Origin of the sequence: Trinickia sp. (assembly GCF_035492435.1) — a bacterium.
In the GTDB taxonomy this organism is placed as follows: domain Bacteria; phylum Pseudomonadota; class Gammaproteobacteria; order Burkholderiales; family Burkholderiaceae; genus Trinickia.
Map to the genome: position 1 here is coordinate 58,374 of NZ_DATJJF010000012.1, position 24,875 is coordinate 83,248.

Below are 24,875 nucleotides of genomic sequence, written 5' to 3' on the forward strand. Positions count from 1 at the left end.
TGGTCCATGCCGTTGAAGCACAAAGGAAAAATCTCGGAAGCTTCGACGAACATGGGTAGAATACGTTTTTAACCAGCTAACGAAACAACATGTCTGCCAGTGCAGTGAACGTGGCCCCGGGACGTAATGTCGTCGTAGTCGGGACTCAATGGGGTGATGAGGGCAAGGGCAAAGTGGTCGACTGGCTGACCGACCACGCGCAAGGCGTCGTGCGGTTCCAGGGCGGTCATAACGCCGGCCACACTCTCATCATCGGCGGCAAGAAAACCATCTTGCGGCTGATTCCCTCGGGCATCATGCGGGCGGACGTGGCCTGCTACATCGGCAATGGCGTCGTGCTGTCGCCGCAGGCGCTCTTCAAGGAGATCGAGGAGCTTGAAAGCGCAGGCCTCGACGTGCGCAGTCGCCTTTTCATTTCCGAAGCCGCCACACTGATCCTGCCGTACCACGTCGCCATCGATCAGGCGCGTGAGGCGCGGCGGGGCGCGGGCAAGATCGGCACGACAGGGCGTGGCATCGGCCCTGCCTACGAGGACAAGGTCGGCCGACGTGCGTTGCGCGTACAGGATCTTTTCGCACCCGCTGAGTTTGCGGAGCGTCTGCGCGAAAATCTCGACTTCCACAATTTCGTGCTGACGAACTATCTCGGTGCGGCAGCCGTCGATTTCGACGAGACGCTGCAGGCGATGCTCGGGTACGCTGAGCGCTTGGCGCCTCTCGTCACGGATGTATCGCGCCGGCTCTACGAGGACAACGCGGCTGGTCGTAATCTGCTGTTCGAAGGCGCGCAGGGCACGCTTCTCGATATCGACCACGGCACGTATCCGTTCGTCACGTCCAGCAACTGCGTGGCGGGTGCCGCGACGGCCGGCGCGGGTGTCGGCCCGCAAAAGCTTCATTACATTCTCGGTATCACCAAAGCGTATTGCACGCGCGTCGGCGCGGGCCCGTTCCCGAGCGAGCTTTATGACGCCGAGAATCCGGAGCGGCAGGAGGCGGTCGGCATTACGCTCGCCAACGTCGGTAAGGAATTCGGTTCCGTGACGGGCCGGCCCCGCCGCACGGGTTGGTTGGATGCGGCCGCGCTGCGCCGTTCGATCCAGATCAACGGCGTGTCCGGTCTTTGCCTGACGAAGCTCGACGTCCTTGACGGGCTCGACGAGGTGAAACTGTGCGTCGGCTACAAGATCGATGGTAAGGAGGTCGATATGTTGCCGCGCGGTGCAGCGGAAGTGACGCGCTGCGAGCCGATTTATGAGACGTTCGGCGGCTGGAAGGAAAGCACGGTTGGCATTACGCAGTGGAATAAGCTGCCGGCGAGTGCACAGGCTTACCTCTCGCGCGTGCAGGAAGTCGCGGGCGTTCCGATCGATATGGTGTCGACTGGGCCTGATCGCGACGAGACAATCCTCTTGCGCCATCCATTCAAGGTCTGAACGATGGCGGCGAGCGCGAGGATGTTGGTCATGGCGGATCCGCGCAACGACGACAAAAACTTGTGGGTTAGTTGGGACGAGTATCATCGCCTCATCGAGCTTTTGGCGCTCGCCGTGCACGATTCCGGTTGGCAGTTCGAGACCATCCTCTGTCTCGCGCGTGGCGGACTGCGGGTCGGTGATCAGCTTTCGCGCATCTTCGACCTACCGCTTGCCATTCTCGCAACGAGCTCTTACCGTGAGGCGGCGGGCAGGGTGCAGGGTGATCTCGATATCGCTCGGTTCGTCACCATGACGCGCGGCGAGCTGTCGGGCAATGTGCTGCTCGTCGACGATCTCGTCGATTCCGGTGTCACGCTTGCGCGTGTAGAGGCGCATCTATCGGGGCATTACCCTGCCGTTACGGCAGTGCGCTCGGCCGTCTTGTGGTACAAGGCCGCATCGGTGGTCAAGCCGGATTATTTCGTCCAGCATTTGCCGACGAACCCGTGGATCCACCAGCCGTTCGAAGAGTGGGATACCGTGCGTCCGCACAACCTCGGCGCGTGGATCAAGCGCGGAGCGCGTCAAGATCCGGCCTGCGGCACATAACTTGTATGGACACTGCCGTGTACCAGCGGCATTGTCCGATTCTGCTATTTTTCAGAGGTGCCGTGCCGCCGAGCGCAGCTAGAATAGCGCTCGCTCCCGGCCAATCGGCCATACATTTCTCGCGTTTATGACAAAAAACGGCAACGGGAACCACCACCAGCAGTCACTGCCGGCCGTCGCGCTCGCTGCGATCGGCGTCGTGTTCGGTGATATCGGTACCAGTCCGCTGTATGCGCTGAAGGAGGCATTCAGCGCGTCCCACGGCATTCCGCTTACCGAAGGTTCCATTCTCGGTGTGTTGTCGCTGCTCTTCTGGGCGATCGTCGTCGTCGTTTCGATCAAATATGTCCTGTTCGTGATGCGAGCGGACAACAACGGCGAGGGCGGCGTGCTGGCACTCATGGCGCTTTCGCTGCGCCCGTTCTCGACGAGGCGGCATCTATCGGCCGTCTTGATGATGCTCGGCATTTTCGGCGCATGCATGTTCTACGGCGACGCGGTCATTACGCCCGCTATCTCTGTCATGTCGGCCGTCGAGGGTCTCGAGGTTGCAACACCGCAGCTGTCGCATCTGGTCGTGCCGATTACCATGGTGATTCTGGTTGCGCTGTTCTGGATCCAGCGCCACGGTACGGCGCTCGTCGGCAGGCTCTTCGGGCCGATCATGCTCGTCTGGTTCGCCACGCTCGCCGTCCTCGGCGTTGTCCATATCGTGCGCGTGCCCGGCATCATGGCTGCGCTCAATCCTTATTACGCCGCGAGTTTCATGTCGCGGCACTTGCTGCAGGCCTATGTCGTGCTCGGCTCCGTGTTTCTGGTGCTGACAGGCGCCGAGGCACTTTATGCCGATATGGGCCACTTCGGTGCGAAGCCGATTCGCATGGCGTGGTATTGCCTCGTGATGCCTGCGCTCGTGCTCAATTATTTCGGGCAGGGTGCGCTCTTGATGCAGGACAAGACGGCGCTTGCGAATCCGTTCTTCCTGCTGGCACCTGATTGGGCGCTGCTGCCGCTGGTGGTGCTCTCCACGGTTGCCACTGTCATCGCTTCCCAAGCGGTGATTTCGGGTACCTATTCGCTGACGAGCCAGGCCATCCAGCTCGGCTATGTGCCGAGGATGAAGATCCTCCATACGTCGGATCTCGCGATTGGTCAGATCTACGTACCCATGGTGAACTGGTTGCTACTCTTCGTTATCTTGCTGATCGTGATCGGCTTCAAGAGTTCGGACAACCTTGCCGCGGCGTACGGTATTGCCGTGACAACGACGATGGTGATCACCACCGTGCTCGCCTGTGTCGTGATGGTCAAGGTCTGGAATTGGAACAAGATGCTCGTCGCGCTCGTGATCGGCGCGTTCATGCTAGTCGACCTGGGGTTTTTCGGTGCCAATTTGCTCAAGGTGGCAGAAGGCGGCTGGCTGCCGCTTGGCCTCGGCGTGATGCTCTTTTTCCTGTTGATGACTTGGTACAAAGGCCGGTTGCTCGTCATGGAGCGCACGGCGGCGGACGGCATTCCGCTCGCGCCGTTCTTGCAGGGATTGCTCGCGCACCCGCCGCATCGGGTTTCCGGCACCGCCATTTACCTCACTGGCAGCGACACCCTCGTGCCGGTAAGTCTTTTGCATAATCTCAAGCACAACAAGGTCTTGCACGAGCGAACGGTTTTCATGACGTTCGTGACCCGCGACATCCCGTATGTCAACGACGAAGAGCGCGTTCAAATCAAGGACGTAGGCGGTGGCCTCTATATCGTCAAAGCGGCTTACGGTTTCAACGAGACGCCCGATGTGAAGGCCGTATTGTCGGAAATCAGCCGCAGTTACGGCATGGCCTTCGACTTGATGGATACGTCGTTTTTCCTCGCTCGCGAAACCGTCGTGCCGACAGAGTTGCCGGGCATGTCGTTCCTGCGTGAGCGGGTGTTTGCGTGGATGCATCAGAACGCTGCCAAGCCGACTGATTTCTTCCGTATTCCCGCGAACCGCGTGGTCGAGCTCGGGACCAAGATCGAAATCTAAGTGGACTCGATGCGGCGCGTGAAGCACACAACCGCTTTCGCGCGCTGCTCTAGTGACCAAGACCTTAAGGCGATGCCCGAGGTCGTTGCGATAAAGTCGCAGCGCTATTCAGCGTAAGAACAGGCTCACAGGCACGTAAAAAAAGAGCCCGTGGTCGCGATCACGGGCTCTCGTCACTTCACCTCAACTCACGGGTGGGCGCGAGGACCTACGCCGCGCCGCATCCTTATCGCAATCGCTTAGCGTTGCTTAAGCTTCGCAAAGGCGGCAGCCATTGCATTGGCAGGCTCGGCTTCGCGCGTCCGCTGGGTGCGCATGCCGCCGCCCTGGCGACCAGTTGCGCGGTCGTTCGTTTGAGGGCCCGCTTTGGGCGTTGCTGCCGCATCGTCGGATAGCCGCATCGTCAAGGCGATGCGCTGACGCTTGACATCGACTTCAAGCACCTTGACTTTGACCACTTGCCCGGCTTTGACGACCTCGTGTGGGTCTTTGATGAACTTCGTCGACATGGCCGACACGTGCACCAAGCCGTCCTGGTGCACTCCAATGTCGACAAATGCGCCGAATGCGGCCACGTTCGTGACGACGCCCTCGAGCATCATGCCGGGCGTGAGATCCGAGATTTTCTCGACCCCCTCCCGGAACGTCGCCGTCTTGAATTCGGGACGCGGATCTCGACCGGGTTTTTCAAGCTCTGAGAGAATGTCGCGCACGGTGGGCAAGCCGAAGCGTTCGTCGACGAATTCGGTCGGCGACAAGCCTGCCAACGCTTCGCGTTGACCCAAAACCTCGCTGATGCCCTTGCGAATCTTGGCCAGAATCCGCTCGACAACCGGGTAGGCTTCCGGGTGGACGGATGAACGGTCGAGCGGATTGTCGCCGACGTTGATGCGCAAGAAACCGGCCGCCTGCTCGAACGTCTTGTCGCCAAGGCGAGGCACTTTGCGCAAGTGGTCGCGCGAGGGGAACGGACCGTTCGCGTCACGGTATTCGACGATGTTGCGCGCAAGCGTGGCATTCAATCCCGAGACTCGGGCAAGCAACGCGACGGATGCCGTATTGGCGTCCACGCCGACGGCGTTCACGCAGTCCTCGACGACCGCATCGAGCGCCCGTGCGAGCTCGCGCTGGTTGACGTCGTGTTGATATTGGCCCACGCCGATGGCTTTCGGCTCAATCTTGACGAGTTCGGCGAGCGGGTCTTGCAGCCTGCGCGCGATCGAGACGGCGCCGCGCAACGAGACGTCGAGCTCGGGGAATTCCTTCGCCGCGAGCTCCGAGGCGGAGTACACCGAGGCGCCGGCTTCCGACACGACGATCTTTTGCAGCTTGAGTTCAGGATGGCGTGCCATGAGATCGGCAGCAAGCTTATCCGTCTCGCGCGAGGCCGTGCCGTTGCCGATGCTGATCAGTTCGGCCTGGGTCGCTTGGGCGAGCCGTGCGAGCTTGGCGATCGAACCGTCCCAGTCACGGCGTGGCTCGTGCGGGTAAATCGTATCGGTGGCGAGCACCTTCCCGGTACGATCGACGATGGCGACCTTGACGCCCGTGCGCAGCCCGGGATCGAGGCCAATGACTGCCTTGGGGCCCGCGGGTGCCGCGAGCAGCAAATCCTTCAGGTTACGGGCGAAAACGCGAATCGCCTCCTGCTCGGCGCTCTCGCGCAACTGCGTGAGCAGCTCGTTCTCAATATGCGGCTGCACTTTGACTCGCCAGCACCAGCGGCAAACATCGGCCAGCCACTTATCTGCCGGACGGTTCTGATTGGCAATACCGACATGGCGCGCGATCATGGTTTCGCAAGGATGCGGCACCTGTGCATCGAGTTCGGCGCCCAAACCCAGCTTGATCATGAGCACGCCCGCATTGCGACCGCGAAAGAGCGCGAGCGCACGATGCGACGGAACGGTTTTGACCGTTTCCGAGTACTCGTAGTAATCGCGGAATTTTTCGCCTTCCTCGCTTTCTTTGCCTTCAACGACGGTCGAGGCGACGACGCCACGCTCATACAGATACTCGCGGAGCTTGCCCAGCAATTCGGCTGTTTCTCCGAATTGCTCGGACAGGATATCGCGTGCACCATCCAGCGCGGCTTTGACGTCGGCCACGCCCTTTTCGGCATTGACGTAGCGGGCCGCTTCCGTTTGCGGATCAAGCAAGGGATCGGCGAGCAGTGCCTGTGCGAGCGGTTCGAGGCCCGCTTCGCGCGCAATCTGGGCGCGGGTGCGGCGCTTCGGTTTATATGGCAGGTAGAGGTCTTCGAGTGCCTGCTTGCTGTCGGCCGCAACGATTGCGGTATGCAGTTCGTCGGTGAGCTTGCCTTGTTCCTCGATACTCGCCAGGATTGTCGCTCGCCGCTCTTCCATTTCGCGCAGATAGAGCAGGCGCTCTTCGAGGTGACGCAATTGCGTGTCGTCGAGGTTGTCGGTGACTTCTTTGCGGTAGCGCGCGATGAATGGGACAGTCGCGCCTTCGTCGAGGAGTTGCACGGCTGCCGCGACCTGACGCGGCTGTACAGTCAATTCGGTGGCGATGCGCTGTACGATCTTGAGTGCTACGGTGTCCGTCATGGAAGAAATGGCGTCCGACTGCAGGGCTTCGCAAGGTGCTGGGGCCGGCGGCTCTTCGGCACGGGCGCGAGGCCGGGTTGCTGGAGCGGCGCATTTTGCCATAAATAGCCGGCCGCTTTGGCCCGGGTGTTAGAATTTGGCCTATGTTCCGATGCCCCTCGACAACGTTGCCAACCTTGCGCTCTTCCATCCTTCTGCTAGCCGCCATGCTCGGCACCGCACTTGCAGCCGGGCCGCTATGTGCCTCGGCGCAGAGCTTGCCGGCCGGGGCTGAGGCAGCCGCCTCGGCGCCTGCGGGTAAGCGTGCCGACGCTGGGCAAGTGGGCAGTGCGGCGACGCCGGATTTCGATGCGCGTCAAAAGGTGCTCGATGTGCTGGGGACGAAAAACCAGTACGAGTACGAAGTCGCCCAGCACAACTGCTACGACCGGTTTTTCGTTAACGCCTGTCTCGACCGCGCACGAGACAAGATGCGTGCGGTGCAAGCGAAAATCCACACCGATCAGCTACAACTCGACAAAGAGCGGCGGGAGGTGCACGCGCAGCAGCGCGATCAGCGGGAGGCGCTTGCCGCGGCGCAAAGACAGGCTGATGCGCCGCAACAAGCCGCGACCGACGCGCGCAATGCCGGGGCTTACGAAGAAAAGCAGCGCCAGCATGAGCTCGCTGCCGCCCAGCGTAATGCCGATGCGCCCCAGCGCGCGGCAAATCAGTCCGCGTATAACAGCAAGCAGTCTGATTATCAGCGCAAGCTCGACCAAGCGCGGCAGCAAGCGGCTCAGGATGCGCTGGAGCGCGCGCAACGTGCTCAGCACTTTACCCAAAAGCAGGCCGACGCGGCTCAACACAAAGCGGACGTCGAGGCGCGTCAAAAACAGGCGGCACAAAAAGCGCAACAACAGCAGCAAGAGCAGTTGCAGCAGCAGGAGCAGCAAAAAGAGTTGCTACAGGAGCAGAAGGACAGCGACTGACCGGACCCGTTTTGTTTGGGGGTCCCCCCGAGGCGCTAGCCGCCGCTCAGGCGGTGCGGCGCCGATCGAACGAGGAGGCGAGCATGCGCGACCATCACGCGATACGCCCGGACGTTGTGCGCGACCGCATCACGCAGTTGGAGTCGGAGCATAACGAACTCGATCGCACGATCGACAAACTGTCGGCCTCCTCGGATATCAGCGATCTGGAGCTGAGTCGCTTGAAAAAGCGCAAGCTCAAGGTCAAGGACAACATCATCTTGCTGCAATTGCAGCTCGAACCGGACAAGCAAGCATGAGGACGAGGTGCCCACTGACCAGGCGCTGGCGGGGCGGCTTGGCGCCGGGCTTAGCAGGGAAGCGCTCGCCTTGAACGCATTGCAGGACTCTACTTCGAAGGAGCCGCGCGTCGACGCGCGGCAAGCGCGCTCGGTATTCACGCTGAGCGGCAAACATACGGCCGAGCTCGACGCCATCTTTGCGGGCGATGGCTTGCTTGCGCGCGCAATCGACGGCTACCGGCCACGGGCATCGCAAATCGAGATGGCGCGCGCAGTGGCAGCGACGATGGAGGCCTCGGGCCGGGCCATGCCGGAGCCTGCGATGTTCGATGCGCAGCGACGCCCCGCGAGGCGTCTGCGCACGGTCGATGAACCTTCTACCACGATCGATGCCGAGACCGGTGAGCCCGTACAGACGGAAGTCGCTGCAGGCGAGAACACGCTGATCGTCGAGGCCGGTACGGGTACGGGCAAGACCTATGCGTATCTGGTGCCGGCTATGCTGTGGGGCGGCAAGGTCATCGTGTCGACCGGCACGAAGCACCTCCAGGACCAGCTTTTCCAGCGCGACGTTCCGACGGTTCGCGATGCGTTGGCCGTGCCCGTGAGCGTGGCCATGCTCAAAGGGCGAGCGAATTATCTCTGCCATTACTATTTGCAGCGCACAGCGGACAGTGGTCGTCTGCCTTCGCGGCAGGATGCGTCTCATCTCCAGGAGATTGTCCGTTTCGCGAAGATGACGCGCACGGGCGACAAGGCAGAGCTTGCCAGCGTGCCCGAAACCTCGCCGGTTTGGTCGATGGTGACCTCGACGCGCGAAAACTGTCTGGGCCAGGAGTGCCCTCACTATAAAGACTGCTTCGTCATGCAAGCTCGCCGGGAGGCGCAGCAGGCCGATATCGTCGTCGTCAATCACCACCTGTTTTTCGCCGACATCATGTTGCGTGATACGGGCATGGCGGAATTGTTGCCGACGGCGAACACGATCATCTTCGACGAGGCACATCAGCTGCCGGAGACGGCGACGCTCTTTTTCGGTGAGACGCTATCAACCACTCAGTTGCTTGAGCTCGCGCGCGACACAGTCGCGGAAGGGCTGGGAAATGCGCGCGACGCGGCGGAATGGGTCAAGCTTGGCGCCGCGCTTGAGCGCACGGCACGCGATGTGAGGCTCGCCTTCAAAGAGGATTCGTTGCGCGTGTCCGCTGCGCAACTCCCCGGCGACCATGCGCTCTTCCATGCGCTCGACGCCGTGGAGGTCGCGCTCGACGCGCTCGCAGGCGCGCTCGCGAGCCAGGCTGAGCGGGCGGAGTCGCTGGGCGCATGCCTGCGGCGAGCACGCGAACTGCAGGATCAACTTGCGCGGTGGACGGAGTTGCCGGGGGCTGCGTCGGCGCCCGAGCAGGCCGCAGAGGCGAGCGAACGGCCTTCAGCGCCGTCGAAGGGAAGTGCTGAGACGACAGAACAGGGCGAGCCAGACGATCACATTCTCTGGGTGGAAGTGTTCGCGCACACGGTTCAGTTGCATGAAACGCCGCTGTCGGTCGCTCCCATTTTTGCCAAGCAGCGTGCTGGTGTGCCGCGCGCTTGGGTCTTTACTTCGGCGACGCTTTCGGTGCGCGGCGACTTCACTCATTACGCCGCGCAAATGGGCCTGAACGCGCGACGATCGATGACGTTGCCGAGCCCCTTCGACTACGGCGAACAGGGGTTGCTTTACGTCCCGCGCAACGTGCCACAGCCGTCTTCGCCGGCGTTTACGGACGCCGTGTTCGACGCCGCATTGCCCGCGATCGAAGCTGCTAGCGGGGGCGTTTTTGTGCTGTGTACCACATTGCGCGCTGTCGAGCGCATTGCAACAAAGCTGCGGGCCGTGATCGAAGCGCGCGGGTGGGATACGCCGCTCCTCACGCAAGGCGATGCGAGTCGAACAGAGTTGCTCGATCGTTTCCGGGCATACGGCAATGCGATTCTCGTGGGCAGCCAGAGCTTTTGGGAGGGTGTCGACGTGCGTGGGGATGCGCTCTCGCTCGTCGTTATCGACAAACTGCCGTTTGCGCCGCCCGACGATCCCGTACTGGCGGCTCGTCTCGATGTGCTTGCAAAGAAGGGGTTGAGCCCGTTTGCTGTGCATCAACTGCCGCAGGCAGTGATTACGCTCAAGCAGGGCGCCGGACGGCTGATTCGCGCGGAGACCGATCGGGGCGTGCTGATGATTTGCGATACGCGCTTGGTCGATAAGCCCTACGGGCGACGCATCTGGCAGAGCTTGCCGCCATTCAAGCGCACGCGCGAGATCGAGATGGTGCGGGAGTTCTTTGCCAAAAGAACAGAGTCGGGAACAGAGTCGGCCGATGAGGTCGACGAAGGATCGCAGCAAGCGATCGAGCGCTAAGTGGGCGCCCCGGCCAACCCAGCCCGGCGATGTGTCCGGGCGGGTTGGTCATGTCGGCGCAACGGCCGACATCAAAACGTCAAAACATCCACCACGCCTTTTTCTTCTGGGTAACACGCGGTTGCCCGGTGACGTAAGGGCTGTCCGGAAACGTCGCCGCAAGGACGCGGCGCGTGTCATCTGCAAGCTGCGGCTCGTTGAGCTTCGTATACGAAAGGATCATCAGGTGCAGCGCATCCTCGATCGCGGGTGCGTTCTTGTACTGCGTGATCGCGAGCTGTGCGCGGTTGATCGAGGCGACATACGCGCCGCGACGATAGTAGTAATCGGCCGCATGCACTTCGTATGAGGCTAGCGCGTTCACGATGTAACGCATGCGCGCGGCCGCATCGGGTGAGTACTTGCTGTCCGGGTACTTGTTGACGACGACCTTGAAGGCATCATAGGAGTCGCGCAGCGATTTGGGGTCGCGCTCGCTCATATCCTGGCCGGAAAAGCGACCGAAAAGACCCAAGTCGTCGTTGAAATGAATCATCCCCTTCAGATAGTACGCATACGGGATTTCAGGGTGATCCGGATGAAGCTTGATGAACCGGTCGATCGCGTCGTTGGCCGCAGTGGTCTCGCCATCCTTCCAGTTGCAGTAAGCGACGTTGATCTGTGCCTGTTGCGCAAAATGGCCGAAGGGGTCCCGGCCCTGCAGGGATTCGAAGTACTTGGCGCACTTGGACCAGTCTTTGCTGTTCAGCGCGTCTTGCGCCTCCGAGTATAATTTCTGGTTCGGCCATGCCGCTGTCTCGTCTGTCTTTTGCGGAAGGCCATGACATGCCGTTACCAGCGACGCGACGGCAGCGAGCGAAAGGATCGCCGTGGCAGGCCGGGCCGCATGCTTTACTGCACGTACGAGTGCGCAAGTGGCTGCACGAAAAGCCGAGCGCATCAGGGTGTTCGAGGCTTGCCGCATTTCTCCATGCTTCCTAGCTATCAGTCTCACTCAGTGACCCAGTTTTAATGACCCGCAAAAGTTCCTCAGGTGCCGCATTCGGCCCCAAAGATCGAAGCGCCGATTATATCCGAAGCGCCGCGGGCTCCGACGCGCATGCGGGGGCATCGTCCAATGAGCAGCATAACGACCGTGCCGACGAGCGCGCGCCGCCGTTGCAGCAAAGAGGGGGCGAAGCGCCCCGCGTGGCCGAAGTGCCCGACGCGTTGGCCGGGGAACGGCTGGACAAGGTGCTGGCCAAAGTGTTTCCCGAGTTTTCGCGCAGCCGCCTGCAAAGCTGGATCGAAGCCGGGCGCGTGCATGTGAACGGAACGCCCGCGAAGGTGCGTCAGCCGGTACCGCTCTCGGCGCGCATCGAGCTCGTCCCCGATTTGCTGCCTGAGGCGCTCGCATTTACGCCAGAGCCGGTCGAACTCGATGTCGTCTACGAGGACGCCACGCTGGTGGTGCTCAACAAGCCGGCCGGGCTCGTCGTGCACCCGGCTGCCGGCAATTGGAGCGGGACGATTTTGAACGGCCTGCTCCATCGGTACGGCGCCGCCGCGGCCGGTTTGCCGCGCGCAGGCATCGTCCACCGGCTCGACAAGGACACTTCAGGGCTCATGGTCGTTGCGCGCACGCTCGAGGCCCAGACCGATCTTGTACGCCAGTTGCAGGCGCGTACGGTCAAGCGCCGCTACCTGGCGCTTGTCTGGGGAGAAATGCCGGACGAAGGAACCATCGACGCGCCGATCGGACGCGATCCCCGCGAACGCACACGCATGGCGGTGGTCGCCGGTGCGTCCGGCAAGCCGGCACGCACGCATGTTCGCACGGTCGACAGGACGGTGTGGCAGCAACAGCCTGTTTGCGCGGTCCACTGCGATCTTGAAACAGGGCGCACGCACCAGATCCGCGTGCACTGCGCGCACACCGGACACCCGCTGCTGGGGGACCCCCTCTACGGTCGATTGCGTGGTCGACGCTCAAGCACGCCGCTACCGGGCGGATTTGAGCGGCAGGCATTGCACGCATGGCGTCTCGGCCTCGTTCATCCGGAGACGCAGCGCGCGATGCAGTGGTCCGCGGATCTGCCCGACGATATGGCTGCGCTCATTGCGGCGCTAGGCTTCGGCGACGACGCGCCACTCGATGAAGACGATGACGGCATCGAGAGTGAGTTCATCGACGCGGGCATGGAAGATGATGATCTCGCCGATATCGATGACGAGGATATCGAATAATCCGAAAAGCCAGCAGACCGGGTCCGAACTGATCGCAACGGGGCTAACAGGAAGCTCCATGCCGAAAGCGGCCCACCAGCGATTGAAAAAACGCTACTGCAAGAGTGAGCGCCAAGAACAGGAAGCGCAGACGAGGAATGATGGTATGGATTACCCCGAGTTGACGATGGCTGACTGTTTGCGACCCGCGTGGAGCGTATCGCCGCGCGTGCACGCGCTGGTGACGACGCGCGCCGGCGGAGTGAGCGAGCCACCCTACGGTCGGTTGAGTGACGGCGTGCCGCAGCCGGGTGGCCTCAATCTGGGCCTGCATACGGGCGACGAGGCGGTTCGGGTCGAGGAGAACCGAACGCGCCTGCTCAAGCTCGCGGGCGTCCGGGCGGCGTGGCTCGAGCAGGTTCACGGCGACCGAATTGTGCGTGCCGAAGAGGCGCTGGCACAAACGGCGCCTTTGCGCGCCGACGCGAGTGTGAGCGCGTCGCCGGGCGTTGCCTGCATCGTCATGGTGGCGGATTGCATGCCGGTGCTTTTCGCCGACGAGGCGGGGCGCGCGGTGGGGGCCGCGCATGCGGGCTGGCGTGGGCTGGCGGCCGGCGTCATCGAGAAGACCGCGGCACAAGTGGCGGCGCGTGCCGGTACCTCCATCGGGGCGCTGCATGCCTATTTGGGGCCAGCCATAGGCCCGCGTGCGTTCGAGGTGGGCGAGGACGTCCGCGAGACCTTCATGGCGCAAGCGCCGGGCAACGAGAAACAGTCGACGTCGGGTGCGTTCACGCCCCACGCAGAAGTGCGAGGCAAGTATTGGGCCGACCTCTATGCGCTGGCGCGTCTACGCCTTGCGCGGCACGGCGTGGTACGGGTGACGGGCGGCGACGTCTGCACGGTGACAGAGCGCGAGCGTTTCTATTCGTACCGCCGCGACGGTACGACAGGTCGGATGGCCGCTATGGTCTGGCTCGCCCAGTGAGGGGTACCGCACAGACTACGCGCGTGCAATGCGCTGCACAAAGAACGACCCGATTTGAGGCATCGAGCGGCCAATTCGAGCCAGTCTGCATGCGTCGACCCTGATTCGTCTGATGTCGGGCGAAGCCTTTACCATCTTTGTCCTCGCCTGCCAGAGATGAAGTCTGATTGATATCGGGAAAACGATAATAAAAATATTACCGCAGTGCGGCAAAATCGGAGTCTGGCATTGACATGCTTCGCGCTGCGGAGCAAGAATGCTTTGCAACGGGTGAGCGCATCGAGGTTTCCGAGGGTTCGCCCCGATGCGCTGCGAACCCGCCCATCAATCAGTCTTCCGAAGCTTAAAGGTCACGAGCGGGTATGACTGCATCGAAACGTCCAACGACTTCCTCACACTCCGATACTCCCTTCGGCCCCGAGCAGCAAGCCGAAGCCGGCAATGCCGCGCAGCCGCAAAGCATGTTCGACGCCTGGATGAATGCGTGGCAATCGTATACGAGTCATATGTTCGCGCCCTATGCAGGGCTCGGCTCGGGGCCGTCGGCAACGAATGGAACGGCTGCGCCGTTCGCATACCCGTTCACCGTTCCGCCGATACCGCCCATGTCGGCTGGATCGCCGGGCTGGGCCGACATGCAAATGCCGTTGCCGTCAATCGTCTCGCTGCAGCCCGAGCGTCTGCAACAGCTGCAAGCCGACTACTCGCGCGAGTGCCTCGAATTGATGAACCAAGCGAGTGCTGGAGTGGCATCCACCCCTGAGCTGGGGGATCGGCGATTTTCGTCCGATGCTTGGAAAACATCGCCCGCGTTCGGCTATGTGGCCGCCTGGTACCTCCTCAACACGCGCTACTTGCAGGCGCTCGCCGACGCCGTCGATGCGGAGCCGAAAATGCGCGAGCGCATTCGCTTCGCGGTTGAACAATGGACGGCGGCCGCCTCGCCGAGCAATTTTTTCGCGCTGAATCCGGAAGCGCAGAAGACGCTGCTTGAGAGCCAAGGCGAAAGCATGCGTCAGGGCATGCTGAATCTGCTCGCTGATTTGCGGCGTGGGAAGATTTCGCAAAGCGATGAGTCGGGCTTTGTGGTCGGCAAGAATATCGCTTCGACAGAAGGCGCTGTCGTCTTCGAAAACGACCTGATTCAGCTGATTCAGTACAAGCCGCGCACGGAGAGCGTTTTTGAGCGCCCGCTGCTCATGGTGCCGCCTTGCATCAACAAGTTCTATATCCTCGATTTGCAGCCCGAGAGCTCGCTCGTCGCGCATGCCCTCGATCAAGGCCATCAGGTCTACATGGTTTCGTGGCGCAATCCGGACGCCTCGCTGGCCGGTAAAACCTGGGACGACTATATCGAACAGGGGGTGATCGCCGCGATCGATGTCGTCAAAAAGATAAGCGGGCGCAAGCAGATCAACGCGTTCGGCTTTTGCATTGGCGGAACGATGATCGCGTCGGCCCTGGCCCTGCTGGCTGCGCGCGGCGAGCAGCCGGCGGCCTCGATGACGCTCCTCACCGCGATGCTCGACTTCTGCGACACTGGGATCATCGACGTGTTCGTTGACGACGCGCACGTGCGCATGCGTGAGCAGGCGATCGGCGGCACAAATGGAAACCCGCCGGGCCTGATGCGCGGCGTCGAGTTTGCTAACGCATTTTCGTTCCTGCGGCCGAACGACCTCGTCTGGAACTACGTTGTCGACAACTACTTGAAGGGCAGAACGCCGGTCGCGTTCGACCTCCTTTATTGGAACAGCGACTCGACGAATCTGCCGGGCCCGATGTTTGTCTGGTATTTGCGCAATGCCTATCTCGAGAATCGCTTGCGTGAGCCTGGGGCACTGACCGTCTGCGGGCAGCCGCTCGATTTGTCGCGCATCGACGTGCCGACGTTCATCTATGGCTCGCGCGAAGACCATATCGTGCCGTGGCGTACGGCATACGCGTCGGCACCGTTGCTGGCGGGCCCTCAACGGTTTGTGCTGGGCGCATCGGGGCACATCGCTGGCGTAATCAATCCCCCCGCGAAGAAAAAGCGCAGCTATTGGCTGCATGAAGGAGAGGACAGCAAGCTACCGGCGGATCCGGACGAGTGGCTGAGTGCTGCCGTCGAGAAGTCCGGAAGCTGGTGGCCGGAGTGGTTGGCTTGGCTCGACCAGTACGGCGGCCGGAAAGTGAAGGCTCGTGCGCAGCTCGGCTCGGCTGAGTATCGCGCCATCGAGCCGGCACCCGGGCGTTACGTGTTGGAGCGCGACTGAGCCGGTTCGAAGTGCGCAGTTAGGCGAAGTCGCAGAGTGAATGGGAAACAGTGCAATCAGGATGATGGGATACGGGATAGCTTTTTAACTTTAATGCGTTGCGCGCCACAGAGCCGCATCGCTTCGAGGAGTTCCAAATGACAGACGTAGTGATCGTTTCCGCTGTCCGTACGGCAGTTGGCAAGTTTGGCGGCTCACTCGCGAAGATTGCCGCGCCCGATCTCGGCGCCACGGTGATCCGGGCCGTTCTCGAGCGCGCGGGTGTCACGCCGGATCAGGTTAGCGAAGTCATCATGGGACAGGTGCTCACGGCCGGGTCCGGCCAGAACCCTGCGCGTCAGGCGCTCATCAAGTCGGGGCTGCCGAGCGCGATTCCGGGGATGACGATCAACAAGGTGTGCGGATCGGGCCTGAAGGCCGTCATGCTTGCCGCCAACGCCGTCATTGCCGGCGACGCCGAAATCATCGTCGCGGGCGGACAGGAGAACATGAGCGCGGCGCCACACGTTCTGCCCGGCTCGCGCGACGGTTTCCGTATGGGCGATGTGAAGCTCGTGGACACGATGATTCACGACGGCCTCTGGGACGTCTACAACCAGTACCACATGGGCGTCACGGCCGAGAACGTTGCCAAGGAGTACGGCATTACCCGCGAGGAACAGGATCAATTCTCCGCGCTTTCGCAGAATAAGGCCGAGGCGGCCCAGAAATCGGGCCGATTCGACGACGAGATCGTGCCTGTCGAGATACCGCAAAGGAAGGGCGAGCCGCTGCGTTTTGCGACGGACGAGTTCGTGCGCCATGGCGTGACGGCCGATGCGCTCGGGAGCTTGAAGCCGGCGTTCGCAAAGGACGGCAGCGTGACGGCTGGCAACGCTTCGGGTATCAACGACGGTGCCGCTGCGGTGCTTGTCATGTCAGCGAAAAAAGCCGAGGCGCTTGGCCTTACCCCGATTGCGCGAATCAAGGCGTATGCGAACGCTGGTGTCGATCCCAAAGTGATGGGCATGGGGCCGGTGCCGGCTTCGAAGCGCTGTCTCGAGCGCGCCGGTTGGTCCGTTGGCGATCTCGATCTGTTGGAAATCAACGAGGCGTTCGCGGCTCAGGCGCTCGCGGTCCATAAGCAAATGGGCTGGGACACGTCTAAAGTGAACGTGAACGGCGGTGCGATTGCGATCGGCCATCCCATCGGGGCCTCGGGCTGCCGTATCCTTGTCACCCTGCTGCATGAGATGCAAAAGCGCGATGCGAAGCGTGGTCTGGCATCGCTTTGCATTGGGGGCGGGATGGGCGTCGCACTGGCCGTCGAGCGGGTCTGATAGCACGTGCGCTACGACCGAGCAGCTTCGGCCGGGCAGTGAACACGAGGAGGGGCGCGGGCAGCGCCCCCGAAAAGAATTGGGAGCGTGATTCATGATTCAGCGTGTCGCGTACGTAACGGGGGGCATGGGTGGCATCGGCACGGCCATCTGCCAGCGCCTTTACAAGCAGGGCTTCAGGGTGATTGCGGGCTGTGGGCCAAATTCGCCGCGCCGCGCCACATGGCTCGAGCAGCAACAGGCACTCGGTTACGATTTCGTCGCCTCGGAGGGCAATGTTGGCGATTGGGATTCGACGAAGACGGCATTCGACAAAGTCAAATCCGAAGTCGGCGAGATCGACGTGCTCGTCAATAATGCCGGCATTACGCGAGACGTCGTGTTTCGCAAGATGACGCATGAGGATTGGACGGCCGTCATCGATACCAACTTGACGAGCCTCTTTAACGTCACGAAGCAAGTGATCGATGGGATGGTCGAGCGTGGTTGGGGGCGCATCGTCAACATCTCGTCGGTCAACGGGCAGAAAGGGCAGTTCGGGCAGACGAACTATTCGACCGCCAAAGCCGGTATTCACGGCTTTACGATGGCGCTGGCGCAGGAAGTTGCAACGAAGGGCGTCACCGTCAATACGGTTTCACCGGGCTATATCGGTACCGATATGGTCAAATCCATCCGTGCCGACGTTCTTGAAAAGATCATTGCGACGATCCCTGTGCGCCGGCTTGGCACGCCCGAGGAGATTGCGTCGATCGTGGCATGGTTGGCTTCGGACGAATCAGGCTTTGCAACGGGCGCGGATTTCTCGTTGAACGGTGGTCTGCATATGGGCTGATGCGCGCGAGACGGCCGCACTTTGGCGGCGGCCGGTATCATCGCGTATGGGGGATAGGGATTGGTTCAGCGATCCCGTCTGCCGTGGTAACGGTGGATCCGAAGGATGCCGTTGCTACGCTACATTGAGTTGAGATACGAGAAGGCTTACATGTCGACTACACGGAAAACAGCCGAGCGATTCATCAAAAAATATCCGAACCGTCGGCTATACGATACCGAGACGAGCACCTACATCACATTGAGCGATGTCAAGCAACTGGTGCTCGAGCAGGAAGAGTTCAAGGTCATCGATGCAAAAACGAACGAAGACCTGACGCGCAGCATCTTGCTGCAGATCATTCTCGAAGAGGAAAGCGGTGGCGTGCCGATGTTCTCCTCTTCGATGCTCTCGCAAATTATCCGTTTCTACGGACATGCGATGCAGGGAATGATGGGCGCCTACCTCGAGAAGAACATCCAGGCGTTCATCGATATCCAGAACAAGCTCACTGAACAGTCTAAAAACCTGTACGAGGGCAACGCGCTGAATCCCGAGGTCTGGTCGCAGTTCATGAACATGCAGGCGCCGATGATGCAAGGCATGATGACGAGCTACATCGAGCAGTCGAAAAACATGTTCGTGCAGTTGCAGGAGCAGATGCAGAGCCAGGCCAAGACGATGTTTAGCTCGTTTCAGTTCAATCGGCCGAACTCCGGGACTGAGCCTGAGAAGAAGTAGGGGGCGGTCGGACAATTACCGGAATGCTTTGCGCCGCCATCGACGAGGTCTCGAGTATGGACATTCACCGATCCGAACCGAGGCAGACTACAAGGCTGCCCTGAAGATGGTGTCTGCGCTCGTTGACGCCGATCCGGCGCCAGGCACGGCTGACGGCGATCGACTGGACATTCTGGCGATCTTGATCGAGCGCTAATCCGCACTGTCGTGCGGGGCTTGTGCGGCAGGCCGTGTATCCCCGACGCGCGTACGACGGCGACTGGGGGCGCCTCGCCAGCGGACGCGCGCCGCGCATCTGCATCTGTCAGGTAAAATTCCGGTTTGTCGACCGACCACGCCGCCCGGCGTGGTCGCCTTATTTCCGGATGTCCTTGTGAAGAATCCCGCAGAATCAACGTCTCCCAGTCAATCCGCGCCGCGTGTGGGGTTCGTAAGCCTCGGCTGCCCGAAAGCGCTCGTCGACTCTGAGCAGATCATTACGCAGTTGCGCGCCGAAGGTTATGAAATCTCAGGCACTTATGACGGTGCGGATCTCGTTGTGGTCAACACGTGCGGTTTCATTGACGAAGCCGTGCAGGAGAGCCTCGACGCGATCGGTGAGGCGTTGACGGAAAACGGCAAGGTGATCGTGACCGGTTGCCTCGGCGCGAAGAAAAGTGCAAGCGGGGCGGGTCTCATCGAGGAAGTGCATCCGAAAGTGTTGGCCGTGACCGGTCCACATGCGCTCGGCGAAGTGATGCAGGCGGTACACAGCCATTTGCCGAAGCCTCACGATCCGTTCGTCGACCTTGTTCCGGCAGCGGGCGTCAAGCTCACGCCCCGTCACTATGCCTATCTGAAAATTTCGGAAGGCTGCAATCACCGCTGCTCGTTTTGCATCATTCCGTCGATGCGCGGCGACCTGGTTTCCCGGCCCGTTGCCGAAGTGATGCTCGAGGCCGAAAATCTTTTCAAGTCCGGCGTGAAAGAGCTGCTTGTCATCTCCCAGGACACGAGTGCGTACGGCAGCGATGTCAAATACCGCACGGGCTTTTGGAATGGGCGGCCGCTAAAGACGCGCATGACCGAGCTCGTCGCCGCGTTGGGTGAGTTGGCCGCGCAGTACGGCGCCTGGGTGCGGCTCCACTACGTCTACCCGTATCCGCATGTCGACGAGATCATTCCGATGATGGCCGAGGGCCCGTTGAAGGGACACGTGCTGCCTTACCTCGACGTGCCGTTCCAGCATGCTCACCCCGAAGTGCTCAAGCGCATGAAGCGTCCGGCCAATGCGGAGCGCACGCTCGAGCGCGTCGCCAACTGGCGCCGCATGTGCCCCGATCTCACGATCCGCAGCACATTCATCGCAGGCTTTCCCGGCGAAACCGAAGAGGAATTCGAGACTCTCCTCGATTTCATTCGGGCTGCCGAACTCGATCGCGTGGGCTGCTTCGCGTACTCTCCTGTCGAGGGAGCGAGCGCGAACGAACTAGACGGAGCGTTGCCCGACGAAGTCCGCGAAGCGCGTCGCGCGCGTTTCATGGAAGTTGCAGAGGAAGTGTCGGCCAAACGCATGGCGCGCAAGGTCGGCAAGACACTCAAGGTGCTCATCGACGAAGTCAACGGCGATGGCGGCATCGGCCGCACAGCCTCCGATGCGCCGGAGATCGACGGCGTAGTTTATGTCGCGCCGCCAACGAAGTCCTCCAAGCGCTACAAGGTCGGCGATTTCGTTTCAGTCAGAATCACCGGCGCGGACGGTCACGATTTGTGGGGAGAAGTCTGACGCCCCACGCACTTCGCGTCTCGTTCGAGCCGGTGCGACCGGTTTGCAATCTCATCGGTAACCTCAATTCGGGAGACGGCAATGCAACGGGAAGTGGTGGTGGTAAGCGGCGTGCGTACCGCGATCGGCGGCTTCGGCGGCAGTCTCAAAGACTTCGCTCCGACCGAACTCGGTGCGCACGTGGTGCGCGAGGCGCTCGCCCGCGCGAGCACAAGCGGCGGCGAAGTCGGCCATGTGGTGTTCGGCAACGTCATTCAGACTGAGCCGAAGGACATGTATCTGGCGCGCGTGGCCGCGCTCAATGCCGGTGTGGCGCAACATGCGCCGGCGATGACGGTCAACCGTCTATGCGGCTCCGGCCTGCAGGCGATCGTTTCCGCTGCGCAGAGTATCGTGCTCGGCGATGCCGAAATTGCGATAGCCGGCGGCGCGGAAAGCATGAGCCGCGCGCCGTATATAGCGCCCGCCGCGCGTTTCGGCCAGCGCATGGGCGATGCGCGTTTCGTCGACATGATGCTCGGCGCGTTGCACGACCCGTTCGAGTCATTTCACATGGGCGTCACCGCCGAAAACGTCGCGCGCCGCTACGGCATTACGCGTGAGGCCCAGGATGCGCTCGCACTTGAGTCGCACCGGCGGGCTTCGCGGGCGATCAGGCAAGGCTATTTCAAGGATCAAATCCTGCCGCTTCCGGTTCAATCGAAACACGGCGAGGTGGTTTTCGATACCGACGAGCATGTACGGCATGAAGCGTCACTGGAGGATCTCGCGCGGCTCAAGCCCGTCTACCAAAAGGAGGGCGGCACGGTCACGGCAGGTAATGCCTCAGGCATCAACGACGGCGCCGCGGCGCTGGTGCTGATGGAGCGCGGCGTCGCTGCGGCGCGAGGCCTGCAGCCGCTCGCGCGCATCGTGGCGTACGGGCATGCGGGCGTCGATCCGGCCTACATGGGCATGGGCCCCGTGCCGGCCACGCGGCAGGCGCTTGAGCGTGCCGGACTTTCGGTGGACGAGCTCGACGTGATCGAAGCGAATGAAGCGTTCGCGGCGCAAGCCTGCGCGGTGACAGAGGAGCTCGGCCTCAATCCTGTCAACGTCAACCCGAACGGCTCCGGCATTGGGCTGGGGCATCCGATCGGCGCGACGGGTGCGATCATCGCCGTGAAGGCGCTTTACGAGCTGCAACGGCGCAACGGACGCTACGCGCTCGTGACGATGTGCATCGGCGGGGGGCAAGGCATCAGCGTAATTTTTGAGCGAATGTAAGCGGGTGTTTGCGGTTGCGGCAGTTCGCGTTACGCGTTACTGCCGTTCCCGCAAGTGCTGATTCAAATTTTTAACGTGTTCCGTCAGCCGACTTTTTATGACCGATTCTCGTTCGTCCCGTGCGCTTCAAACGCGCATCGTCCACGCCGAAACCGAATTGAAGCCAGGCTTCGCCTCGTTCGCCACGCCCGTGATGCGCGCTTCGACGGTGATCTTCCCTGACCTCGCGACGGTGCGCGCCGCCGATTGGCGCGACGATTCCCAATGGCGCTACGGTCTACACGCGACGCCCACCTCGGCGGCGCTCGCCCAGCGCATCGCGGCAATCGAAGGAGGCAAGCATGCATTGCTGCAGCCGTCCGGTCTTGCCGCGATTTCCAACGTGTATTTCGGGATCGTCAAATCGGGCGACGACGTCCTGATTCCCGATAACGTCTACTCGCCGAACCGCGACCATGGAGAGTGGCTCGCACGCGATTTTGGTGTGTCCGTTCGCTATTACGATCCGCTCATCGGGGCCGGCATTGCCGAACTCATCCGGCCGAATACGCGTCTCATCTGGATCGAGGCGCCCGGCTCGGTGACGATGGAGGTGCCTGATGTGCGCGCCATCGTCGAAGCGGCCCGTGCACGCGATGTCGTGACGGCAATCGACAATACTTACTCTGCTGGGCTGGCATTTCGTCCTCTCGAGCTCGGCGTCGACATTTCGGTGCAGGCACTCACCAAGTACCAGTCGGGCGGCAGCGACGTGCTGATGGGCGCAACCATTACCGTCGACCATGAGCTGCATCTGAAGCTCAAACGCGCCCGCATGCATCTTGGAATTGGTGTTTCTTCCGATGATTGCTCGCTCGTGCTGCGCAGCTTGCCGAGTATGAAGGCACGCTTCGAGGCGCACGATCGCACCGCGCTCGGCTTGGCACGCTGGCTGAAAACGCGTCCGGAGATCGCGGCGGTGTTGCATCCGGCACTGCCCGATTGTCCTGGGCACTCACTGTTTATGCGCGATTTTACGGGAGCGGGCGGCCTCTTTTCCGTGATCTTCGACGAGCGCTACAGCCCTGCACAGATTGACGCTTTCGTCGAGGCGCTAGAACTCTTCGCGATCGGCTGGAGTTGGGGCGGCGCGAACAGCCTCGCCATGCCGTACGACGTGGCGTCGATGCGCGCGGCGTCGGGTTGGACGCATCGCGGCACGCTGGTCAGGTTCTATGCCGGTCTCGAAGAGGAGGCCGATTTGCGAGCGGATATCGAGCGCAGCTTGGCGGCTGCGCTCGCGTGAGCTGAATGGCCCGTCTGGGCTACCCCTCTAGATGGGATGGTGCAGACGGAGCGAACAGCTCAGGTACCAAGATGGTTAGAACAGCCGTAGCAGGCCGTCGAGTCCGACGTGATTGAGCGCCACGTCGGCGGCGGCCCGCACGACGGGCTTCGCGCGAAACGCGACGGAAAGGCCGGCTTCGCCCATCATTTCGAGATCGTTGGACCCGTCGCCGAGGGCAATGGCTCGCGAGGTCGGGATGCCCAGATGCTCGCACGTTTCTCGCAGCGTTCGCGCCTTGACACTCGCGTTGACGATCTCGCCCACCACCTTACCCGTCAACTTGCCGTCGACGATTTCCAACGTATTGGCGTTCGTGAAATCGAGGCCGAGACGCGCCTTCAGGCGGTCGGTGAAAAACGTGAAGCCGCCGGAAACCAGCAGTGTACGCAGCCCTGCGCGCTGCGCTGCGCCGAGCATGGCTTCGGCACCGGGGGAAAGGCGTAACCGCTCGATATACACGTGCTCGAGCGCGTCCGCATCGAGTCCCTTGAGCAGTGCAACGCGCGCGATCAGACTTTCATCGAAATTCTTGATCTCGCCGCGCATCGCGGCTTCCGTGATCGCCGAGACCTCGGCCTTGAGCCCGCAAAAATCGGCGATTTCGTCGATGCATTCGATGGTGATGAGCGTCGAATCCATGTCCATCGCGACAAGCCCGAAATCGCTCAACGCGAGGCGAGGGCGCACGAAGGCGCAGTCGAGTGCGTGTGTGGCGCAGTAAGCCTCCACATCGCCGCGCTGAGCCGGATTGGCATCAAGAATGCGAACCGCATAGGGGTCGATGGGTTGCGCCTGCGAGCCGCGCGCAAGTGCGATGAGCGGTTTGACGTGTGCAGCCCCTAATGGCTCGGGGCTCTGAATGACGAGGTTCATCGGCGATGCTGGGAATGCGGGAAGGGGAATCGAGGGCGAGTCGCTGTTGGTGCGCGTTGTCGCACCACGTCGCGCTGCGTCGAACAATACGCCTATTGTAGCGGTTACGCATGGCCCGAAACGGGCATCGTTCAGGCAGATTGCCGGCGCTGTCGGACACAGGAGTCCTCGCCTGCGAGTCAGGAAAGCCCTTATCGTTGGCGGCACGCCGCTTGCCGAAAATGGCGTTAGACTTGCAACGCACGTCGGTCCACTGGTCACGGAGCGTGCGCGTGCGGCTTGCGGCGCACCGCTTCGTCCATCCGAAAGGAGGTGACAGCATGAGTGTTTGCCGCACAACGTTTGCCGTTCTGGCTTGGGGGGCGGCGACGCTCCTTGCACCTGTCTATGCCGCTCCACCCATTACGGTTACGCCGAGAACGCCCACCCATGGGCCCATCGAGTACACCGTCAGAGTGGCGTCGAAGTCGTTTGGCGATGTGGAAGAAACGCGTACGATCAGCTCGGGGCAGACGGACGACTTCACTTGGAAGACGACGCCCCCTGGCGGCCCCGTGCCGGTCGCCGAGCCGTGCCCGGGCCATGAGACGCTGGCGCTCGATGCGAATGGCGCCGCTGTCCGTCAATTGCGCGTCCGCCTTGCCCCGATCGTCGCCGACAACGGTACGGCAACGGTTCAGATGAGTGTCCAGGCGAGCGCGCCCACGGGCAAGACGACGATCAATACCGGTGGAAAGACGCTGCAATGCCCGCGCGCGAAAACGCTGGGTCAAGTGGTTCGATTTACGATGCCGACTGACGGTACGCAGAAAACCATTGCGCTCAACGACGGAAGCCGGGTGACGGTATCGGCTAAGCGTTGAACTGTGAGGTGCCGGTCGTCGCTGGTGCGATCAGTTCGGATCAGCTCGGATCAACTCGGTTGTCGTCGCGCGGTTTTGCTGTGCGGCATGCGGGCCTTTTGCTTTTGCCAAATAAGGCTCGCTGTCAGCGAGCCCCACGGCGCTCGAGAAGCTGCGAGGCGAGAAACCGATGATCCGCGCTGAAAAGGCGCC

The 24,875-nt window shown here is 61.8% G+C and carries 19 protein-coding genes and 1 pseudogene; 17 read left to right on the plus strand and 3 right to left on the minus strand.

What is annotated here, in order from left to right; translation table 11 throughout:
• The first annotated feature begins 89 nt into the window (after positions 1-89).
• From VL598_RS01030 to VL598_RS01040, 3 genes are all read left to right on the plus strand, one after another.
• Positions 90-1,436, plus strand: coding sequence for an adenylosuccinate synthase (locus VL598_RS01030; protein WP_325324835.1), 1,347 nt, complete (start codon positions 90-92; stop codon positions 1,434-1,436).
• Positions 1,437-1,457: 21 nt separating this feature from the next.
• A complete protein-coding gene (locus VL598_RS01035) occupies positions 1,458-2,027 on the plus strand; it encodes a phosphoribosyltransferase (RefSeq protein ID WP_325324836.1) in 570 nt (189 codons plus the stop codon).
• Positions 2,028-2,154: 127 nt separating this feature from the next.
• Entirely contained in the window at positions 2,155-4,047 is a 1,893-nt protein-coding gene (locus VL598_RS01040) for a potassium transporter Kup (RefSeq protein WP_325324837.1), read from the plus strand.
• 239 nt (positions 4,048-4,286) lie between these two features.
• Here VL598_RS01040 and VL598_RS01045 read toward each other — a convergent pair whose 3' ends face one another.
• Complete coding sequence (locus VL598_RS01045; protein ID WP_325324838.1) at positions 4,287-6,617, minus strand: Tex family protein; 2,331 nt, start codon at positions 6,615-6,617, stop codon at positions 4,287-4,289.
• Between the two features lie 143 nt (positions 6,618-6,760).
• On the opposite strand from VL598_RS01045, the gene VL598_RS01050 reads away from it, so the two are divergent.
• From VL598_RS01050 to VL598_RS01060, 3 genes are all read left to right on the plus strand, one after another.
• Positions 6,761-7,588 (plus strand): colicin transporter, encoded by an 828-nt coding sequence (locus VL598_RS01050; protein ID WP_325324839.1) that lies wholly within the window; start codon positions 6,761-6,763, stop codon positions 7,586-7,588.
• Between the two features lie 83 nt (positions 7,589-7,671).
• Positions 7,672-7,887: a DUF465 domain-containing protein gene (locus tag VL598_RS01055; RefSeq protein ID WP_325324840.1), complete on the plus strand. Its 216-nt coding sequence runs from the start codon at positions 7,672-7,674 to the stop codon at positions 7,885-7,887.
• Between the two features lie 142 nt (positions 7,888-8,029).
• Positions 8,030-10,264: an ATP-dependent DNA helicase gene (locus VL598_RS01060; RefSeq protein ID WP_325324857.1), complete on the plus strand. Its 2,235-nt coding sequence runs from the start codon at positions 8,030-8,032 to the stop codon at positions 10,262-10,264.
• Between the two features lie 79 nt (positions 10,265-10,343).
• Here the strand turns inward: VL598_RS01060 and VL598_RS01065 are convergent, their stop codons facing one another.
• On the minus strand, positions 10,344-11,204 hold the full coding sequence (locus VL598_RS01065; protein WP_325324858.1) for an outer membrane protein assembly factor BamD: 861 nt from the start codon (positions 11,202-11,204) through the stop codon (positions 10,344-10,346).
• 71 nt (positions 11,205-11,275) lie between these two features.
• Here VL598_RS01065 and VL598_RS01070 point away from each other — a divergent pair, with 71 nt between their 5' ends.
• The 10 genes and pseudogenes from VL598_RS01070 (at position 11,276) to VL598_RS01115 (ending at position 22,905) form a co-directional block, all read left to right on the plus strand.
• On the plus strand, positions 11,276-12,490 hold the full coding sequence (locus VL598_RS01070) for an RluA family pseudouridine synthase (protein WP_325324841.1): 1,215 nt from the start codon (positions 11,276-11,278) through the stop codon (positions 12,488-12,490).
• 145 nt (positions 12,491-12,635) lie between these two features.
• Positions 12,636-13,457 (plus strand): peptidoglycan editing factor PgeF, encoded by an 822-nt coding sequence (gene pgeF / locus VL598_RS01075; RefSeq protein ID WP_325324842.1) that lies wholly within the window; start codon positions 12,636-12,638, stop codon positions 13,455-13,457.
• Positions 13,458-13,819: 362 nt separating this feature from the next.
• Positions 13,820-15,715: a class I poly(R)-hydroxyalkanoic acid synthase gene (gene phaC, locus VL598_RS01080; protein ID WP_325324843.1), complete on the plus strand. Its 1,896-nt coding sequence runs from the start codon at positions 13,820-13,822 to the stop codon at positions 15,713-15,715.
• A 137-nt stretch (positions 15,716-15,852) separates the two neighbouring features.
• Entirely contained in the window at positions 15,853-17,034 is a 1,182-nt protein-coding gene (locus VL598_RS01085) for an acetyl-CoA C-acetyltransferase (RefSeq protein WP_325324844.1), read from the plus strand.
• Positions 17,035-17,128: 94 nt separating this feature from the next.
• Entirely contained in the window at positions 17,129-17,869 is a 741-nt protein-coding gene (locus VL598_RS01090) for a 3-ketoacyl-ACP reductase (protein WP_325324845.1), read from the plus strand.
• Between the two features lie 150 nt (positions 17,870-18,019).
• A complete protein-coding gene (phaR, locus tag VL598_RS01095) occupies positions 18,020-18,589 on the plus strand; it encodes a polyhydroxyalkanoate synthesis repressor PhaR (RefSeq protein ID WP_325324846.1) in 570 nt (189 codons plus the stop codon).
• A 106-nt stretch (positions 18,590-18,695) separates the two neighbouring features.
• Positions 18,696-18,782, plus strand: a pseudogene (locus tag VL598_RS01100) (transcriptional regulator); the annotation flags it as partial.
• A 180-nt stretch (positions 18,783-18,962) separates the two neighbouring features.
• Positions 18,963-20,354: a 30S ribosomal protein S12 methylthiotransferase RimO gene (gene rimO, locus VL598_RS01105; RefSeq protein WP_325324847.1), complete on the plus strand. Its 1,392-nt coding sequence runs from the start codon at positions 18,963-18,965 to the stop codon at positions 20,352-20,354.
• An 81-nt stretch (positions 20,355-20,435) separates the two neighbouring features.
• Entirely contained in the window at positions 20,436-21,620 is a 1,185-nt protein-coding gene (bktB, locus tag VL598_RS01110) for a beta-ketothiolase BktB (RefSeq protein WP_325324848.1), read from the plus strand.
• A 97-nt stretch (positions 21,621-21,717) separates the two neighbouring features.
• Positions 21,718-22,905, plus strand: a complete 1,188-nt coding sequence (locus VL598_RS01115; RefSeq protein WP_325324849.1) for a cystathionine beta-lyase — start codon at positions 21,718-21,720, stop codon at positions 22,903-22,905.
• Positions 22,906-22,980: 75 nt separating this feature from the next.
• Here the strand turns inward: VL598_RS01115 and serB are convergent, their stop codons facing one another.
• On the minus strand, positions 22,981-23,820 hold the full coding sequence (serB, locus tag VL598_RS01120) for a phosphoserine phosphatase SerB (RefSeq protein ID WP_325324850.1): 840 nt from the start codon (positions 23,818-23,820) through the stop codon (positions 22,981-22,983).
• A 320-nt stretch (positions 23,821-24,140) separates the two neighbouring features.
• Between serB and VL598_RS01125 the strand changes: the two genes are divergently transcribed.
• Positions 24,141-24,683: a DUF6013 family protein gene (locus VL598_RS01125; protein WP_325324851.1), complete on the plus strand. Its 543-nt coding sequence runs from the start codon at positions 24,141-24,143 to the stop codon at positions 24,681-24,683.
• Positions 24,684-24,875 lie beyond the last annotated feature (192 nt).

What these genes read in the sequence shown, in the direction of transcription:
- VL598_RS01035 (WP_325324836.1), top strand. Translation starts at nt 1,458, where the DNA reads ATGTTGGTCATGGCGGATCCGCGCAACGACGACAAAAACTTGTGGGTT.
- VL598_RS01040 (WP_325324837.1), top strand. Translation starts at nt 2,155, where the DNA reads ATGACAAAAAACGGCAACGGGAACCACCACCAGCAGTCACTGCCGGCC.
- VL598_RS01050 (WP_325324839.1), top strand. Translation starts at nt 6,761, where the DNA reads ATGTTCCGATGCCCCTCGACAACGTTGCCAACCTTGCGCTCTTCCATC.
- VL598_RS01030 (WP_325324835.1), top strand. Translation starts at nt 90, where the DNA reads ATGTCTGCCAGTGCAGTGAACGTGGCCCCGGGACGTAATGTCGTCGTA.
- VL598_RS01055 (WP_325324840.1), top strand. Translation starts at nt 7,672, where the DNA reads ATGCGCGACCATCACGCGATACGCCCGGACGTTGTGCGCGACCGCATC.
- VL598_RS01090 (WP_325324845.1), top strand. Translation starts at nt 17,129, where the DNA reads ATGATTCAGCGTGTCGCGTACGTAACGGGGGGCATGGGTGGCATCGGC.
- VL598_RS01085 (WP_325324844.1), top strand. Translation starts at nt 15,853, where the DNA reads ATGACAGACGTAGTGATCGTTTCCGCTGTCCGTACGGCAGTTGGCAAG.
- phaR (WP_325324846.1), top strand. Translation starts at nt 18,020, where the DNA reads ATGTCGACTACACGGAAAACAGCCGAGCGATTCATCAAAAAATATCCG.
- VL598_RS01065 (WP_325324858.1), bottom strand. Translation starts at nt 11,204, where the DNA reads ATGCGCTCGGCTTTTCGTGCAGCCACTTGCGCACTCGTACGTGCAGTA.
- VL598_RS01070 (WP_325324841.1), top strand. Translation starts at nt 11,276, where the DNA reads ATGACCCGCAAAAGTTCCTCAGGTGCCGCATTCGGCCCCAAAGATCGA.
- VL598_RS01045 (WP_325324838.1), bottom strand. Translation starts at nt 6,617, where the DNA reads ATGACGGACACCGTAGCACTCAAGATCGTACAGCGCATCGCCACCGAA.
- phaC (WP_325324843.1), top strand. Translation starts at nt 13,820, where the DNA reads ATGACTGCATCGAAACGTCCAACGACTTCCTCACACTCCGATACTCCC.
- bktB (WP_325324848.1), top strand. Translation starts at nt 20,436, where the DNA reads ATGCAACGGGAAGTGGTGGTGGTAAGCGGCGTGCGTACCGCGATCGGC.
- serB (WP_325324850.1), bottom strand. Translation starts at nt 23,820, where the DNA reads ATGAACCTCGTCATTCAGAGCCCCGAGCCATTAGGGGCTGCACACGTC.
- pgeF (WP_325324842.1), top strand. Translation starts at nt 12,636, where the DNA reads ATGGATTACCCCGAGTTGACGATGGCTGACTGTTTGCGACCCGCGTGG.
- VL598_RS01115 (WP_325324849.1), top strand. Translation starts at nt 21,718, where the DNA reads ATGACCGATTCTCGTTCGTCCCGTGCGCTTCAAACGCGCATCGTCCAC.
- VL598_RS01125 (WP_325324851.1), top strand. Translation starts at nt 24,141, where the DNA reads ATGAGTGTTTGCCGCACAACGTTTGCCGTTCTGGCTTGGGGGGCGGCG.